The sequence below is a fragment of the Paraburkholderia sp. J69-1 genome, from assembly GCF_905220255.1.
Lineage (GTDB): Bacteria > Pseudomonadota > Gammaproteobacteria > Burkholderiales > Burkholderiaceae > Paraburkholderia.
Map to the genome: position 1 here is coordinate 1 of NZ_CAJMZG010000052.1, position 4378 is coordinate 4378.

Sequence of the window (4378 nt, forward strand, 5' to 3'; positions counted from 1 at the left end):
CCAGCAAGAGCCACTCATTGCGACCATCGCTTGGACATTCTTGAGACCGCTTCGCGCCCTCAACTGCCATTCGACCACCGATGACGTACGTCGCGTCGCAGGTCTGAGCTGACGCAGGGCCGAGCTCTACGTCAGCAATGCCGGGGCTGCTCTCAAATCTGGGCAATTCCACCGTCAACGAAGTTGATCCTCAGCGGGGAACGCAATCATCCGCGCGACCGGAAACCTTGCGCATCTGACATTGGAGAGGCTCCGCGTCGGGTGAAAAATTGAGGCTTTTAAGGAGTGCGACGACCATGCCCTACCTGCAACTGGACGTCAACGACCACTATCCAGCGGAAGACAAGCAGCGCCTGTCGCTGAAGATGAGCGAGACCTACGCGCGGATGATGTCGGTCGACATCAGGCGTATCAGCGTCTCGATTCGAGAATTGGGAGAGGGCGGCGTCTGGCGGATTCCCGAAATCGGCGACGCGCCCACCCCGGTAGCGGTCATGATGCTGGACATCAGAAAAGGCAGGGCGCCCGAGCTGCGTATGGAAGTGGCTAAAGCGCTGTGTGCGCACTGCATCGAAATTCTCGGTCTGCGTGAAGATCGCCTCAACGTCGAATTCACCCAGCATTCCGGGGATGAGATGTATCACCCGGCGCTGGGCGGCTATAGCCCCGAATGGACACCGGGCGAGCAGTAGGCGAACTACTACGCTTAAAGCGCAAGGGGCGTGACTCCCGACGCCCTCTGTATGGTTTGCGGTGGCTGGCCGAATGCACGCAGGAAGGCTTGACGCATTCGCTCCCGGTCACCAAAGCCTGTCTCTCTCGCGACGATCTCGATTGGGTGACGAGTCGTCTCCATCATCAGTCGAGCGGCTTCAACGCGAAGCCGCTCGACTGCCTTTGCGGGCGATTGGCCCGTTTCCTCACGAAACACACGGCTGAACTGACGCGGACTGAGCCGTGCCGCTTCGGCCAGCCGCTCGACCGACAAATCGCTCGCCAGGTTTTCGCTCGCGAACGTGAGCGCCATCTGAATGCGGTCCGAGCGCGCGCCCATCTCGAGCAGCGCCGAGAACTGCGATTGACCGCCACCGCGACGCTGATAAAGCACAAGCTTGCGCGCGACCATGCGCGAGGTCTCCAGCCCGAAGTCGTTTTCGACGATCGCAAGCGCGAGATCCACGCCGGCGCTCATGCCGGCCGACGTCCAGATCTGTCCATCCACGACGAAGATGCGGTCTTCTTCGAGCTGTATGTCCGGGTACTGCTTCTGGAAGTCGCGCGCGTGGAACCAGTGTGTCGTTGCGCGTTTTCCTTCCAGCAGACCTGCAGCCGCCAGAACGAATGCACCGGTACAGATTGACGCAATTCGCCGTGAATGGCGCGGCGCTCCCCGAAGGTAATCCACCAGCGCGGCCGAAGGAAGGCGGCATTCGTTGTCGCCCGCCACGATGAGGGTGTCGTAGCCCTCTTCGGCGAGTGGTTCGCTATAAACCGAAAATCCTTGGGACGAAGCGATAGGTCCACCGTGCTCGGACACGATGCTGAATTTGTAAGCTGCTTCGCCGCGCAGCAGATTGGCGTATTCGAACACGCTCGCCACGGCGAGCGCGAGCGACTGGAAGTTGGGATAGACGACGAGTCCGACGGTATGCATGGATGCCTCGCAAATCATGGCGTGATTCGTTGAAAGTAGCACATAACGGACATCGATGCAGATGGATCAATGGCATGAATCATTGCATATATGACATTGATGTCGGAGTCGGTGCCGCTCAAAATTCGCTTCATGAGCTGACGCCGTGTTGGTTCAAACACCCACTCAAAGGACTGAAAATGACTTCCTCCACGCAAGGTTTCGCACTGATCACCGGCGCCTCGGCTGGCATCGGCGCCATCTACGCTGACCGTCTCGCAAAACGCGGTTTCGACCTCATTCTGGTGGCACGGAACCAGACCCGACTGAACGCTCTCGCCGAGCGCCTCGCGAACGAGACCGGCCGCTCGATCGAAACGATTGCCGCCGATCTCAACGACAAGGCAGCGCTCGCGAAAGTCGAGAGCGTGCTGTGCGAAGACCCGCGCATCACGATGCTGGTGAACAATGCGGGCGTCGGCTCGGTTGCATCGGTTCTCGACGGCCAGGTCGACTCCATGGAGTCGATGATCAGCCTGAACATCACGGCGCTGACGCGTCTCACCTATGCGGTTGCGCCTGCATTCGTCGCCAGAGGCTCGGGCACGATCATCAACATCAGCTCGGTGGTCGGTATTGCAGTCGAGCTGCTGAACGGTGTCTACAGTGCCTCGAAATCGTACGTGCTGAGCTTCGGCCACGCGCTTCAGCGCGACCTCGCAGGCAAGGGCGTGCGGGTGCAGACCGTGCTGCCGGCTGCAACGGCCACCGAGTTCTGGGACGTCGCCGGCTATGCGAAGCAAAAGGAAGCCGCGAGCACGATGACAGCCGACGATCTGGTGGATGCCGCGCTCGCCGGTCTCGATCAGGGCGAACTCGTGACCATCCCGACGTTGCAGGATGGCGACAACTGGACTAGGTGGGAAGCTGACCGTCGCGCGCTCGCTCCCCGGTTCGCAAATGCCAGGGCCGCGTCGCGCTACACGTCGAAAAGCGCCACGACCGCCCAGTAAGCCTACCAACCGCTATTGCGAAAGAGATTGATCGTGAACGTCATTGGCAATGCAGTAGCGGTTGTCGTGGTGTCGGCGCGGGTGCGGGGGCCTGATAGGTCGAAGATGCACGCGGTGCTCTACGGAGAGCGGGATCAACGCACCTCGATAGATGGATAGGGAACGCTGAATGGGTCACAATCTGCCAATAGAAACGCGCATTAATGACGAGTCGTGGATTTTCCGGCGCGCCACAGATTGCCTGAGATATTGCGTCGGGGCTATGAGGGACGAGGCGTACGGATCGCCCCAATTTCTGGATTTGCAAATCCGCATCGTAGCGTGCATTTGCGACAGGAGAGCAGCATGCCAACTTATACCGTGACGGCGGCGGCCCGGCGGCTTACCGATCCGCAGAAGCAGGAGATAGCGCGAGCCATTACGCGCGCACATAGCGAGGCGACCGGCGCGCAAGGTTTCTTCGCGCAGGTGATTTTTCAGGCCATTCCGGCTGGAGATCACTTCCTCGGCGGAGCACCGCTCGTGTCGGATCAGTTATTCGTCCAAGGACAGATCCGCGCGGGCAGAAGCATGGATCAGAAGAGGGTTCTACTCGAAGCTCTCGTCAGGCTTATCGCAAACGCGACGGGCGCTGAAAGGCGCTCGGTTTGGGTATATCTCTCTGAGCTACAGCCGTCCCAGATGGTTGAGTACGGTAAGGTGTTGCCCGAACCAGGAGCCGAATCGGAATGGCTCAATTCAATGTCGGAACCCGATCGCGAATTCCTTCTCAGTCTTGGGAAATAGTTATCTCCACGTCGGGACCATCCCTCTCGCGGGTTGCCGTAGCCGGGGGTAAGAGGCCGAACCTAGAAAGTAAATTTAAGTGATGAGGTCGGGCGACGTGTGCCTCGCCGCGCACTCAATATGCGAAGACATTCCCTTGGCGGATACACATTGCACGTGCTGGGGGCTCGTTGCGGTACAAGATGCCAAAGTCGGGCACGGTTCCGACTCTGGCTGCCCACGCGATACGTAAGGTTGACTGAAACGCTGAGCTGGAGTTCTCTCCCCTAACTTGCGGATGGCTGTGTCAGGCAAGGATATCGCTGGACGAGCGGATTTTCTACTTGGTAGGGTCCATAACGTAACTATGTATCGTTGGCTGGTTCCGTGACGGTGATCAGACGAGGAGCGGGCTTTCGGCGCAATGGGAGAGCCCTCAAATCCACTTACTGAAGGAAAAGCATGTCGCAAAATATGCCGCTGCGCTTTACCCTCGGACGCGCGATTGGGGCGTACGTAGTCGCAATCATTGTCGGGAGTCTGGCCAGCGCTGCGGTTGTGCTGTTGGATTGGTTGCTGGAAAATAGCTATGACCCAGCGCTTACTCTTCATCTTTTCGTGGCTAAATTTTTCGTTCCGTGGTTGGCCGCGGTGAGCATTTTGCTGGTGGGCATGGCGCCTATACTGATTCCCTTGTACATGGTCTGCATCATTGCAGTTCAGAAATGGGCTATACGAGGTCGGGCGAACTTCATGGCTTTGGGAGTCCTCTTCGCCGCGGTGGCGTGGTTAGCGTTTTCCGCATGGCATTGCTGGATATCGACGCGCTGTTCGGTAACACTCTCCTCGGTCACTCACCTCCCGCTTGATGCAGTGATCGAACTGATTGTCATCGGAGCGGTGAGCGGTATCGCTTGCCGGTTTGTGCTGATGCGCTGATCCGCTGGCTCGTGCGTGGGGCGGTGGT

The 4378-nt window shown here is 58.9% G+C and carries 5 protein-coding genes; 4 read left to right on the forward strand and 1 reads right to left on the reverse strand.

Translation table 11 applies throughout. From position 1 onward, the window contains the following. Window positions 1–296: 296 nt before the first annotated feature. Window positions 297–692: a tautomerase gene (locus tag U5A67_RS40185; protein ID WP_321818795.1), complete on the forward strand. Its 396-nt coding sequence runs from the start codon at window positions 297–299 to the stop codon at window positions 690–692. 14 nt (window positions 693–706) lie between these two features. Here the strand turns inward: U5A67_RS40185 and U5A67_RS40190 are convergent, their stop codons facing one another. Beyond that, complete coding sequence (locus U5A67_RS40190; protein WP_321818796.1) at window positions 707–1654, reverse strand: GlxA family transcriptional regulator; 948 nt, start codon at window positions 1652–1654, stop codon at window positions 707–709. Window positions 1655–1833: 179 nt separating this feature from the next. Between U5A67_RS40190 and U5A67_RS40195 the strand changes: the two genes are divergently transcribed. The 3 genes from U5A67_RS40195 to U5A67_RS40205 all read left to right on the forward strand — a co-directional run bounded on the left by U5A67_RS40195 (window position 1834) and on the right by U5A67_RS40205 (window position 4350). Continuing rightward, a complete protein-coding gene (locus tag U5A67_RS40195; RefSeq protein ID WP_321818797.1) occupies window positions 1834–2646 on the forward strand; it encodes an SDR family oxidoreductase in 813 nt (270 codons plus the stop codon). A gap of 345 nt (window positions 2647–2991) precedes the next feature. Next, complete coding sequence (locus U5A67_RS40200) at window positions 2992–3432, forward strand: tautomerase family protein (RefSeq protein WP_321818798.1); 441 nt, start codon at window positions 2992–2994, stop codon at window positions 3430–3432. Window positions 3433–3873: 441 nt separating this feature from the next. Further along, entirely contained in the window at window positions 3874–4350 is a 477-nt protein-coding gene (locus tag U5A67_RS40205; protein WP_321818799.1) for a hypothetical protein, read from the forward strand. The last annotated feature ends 28 nt before the right edge of the window (window positions 4351–4378 follow it).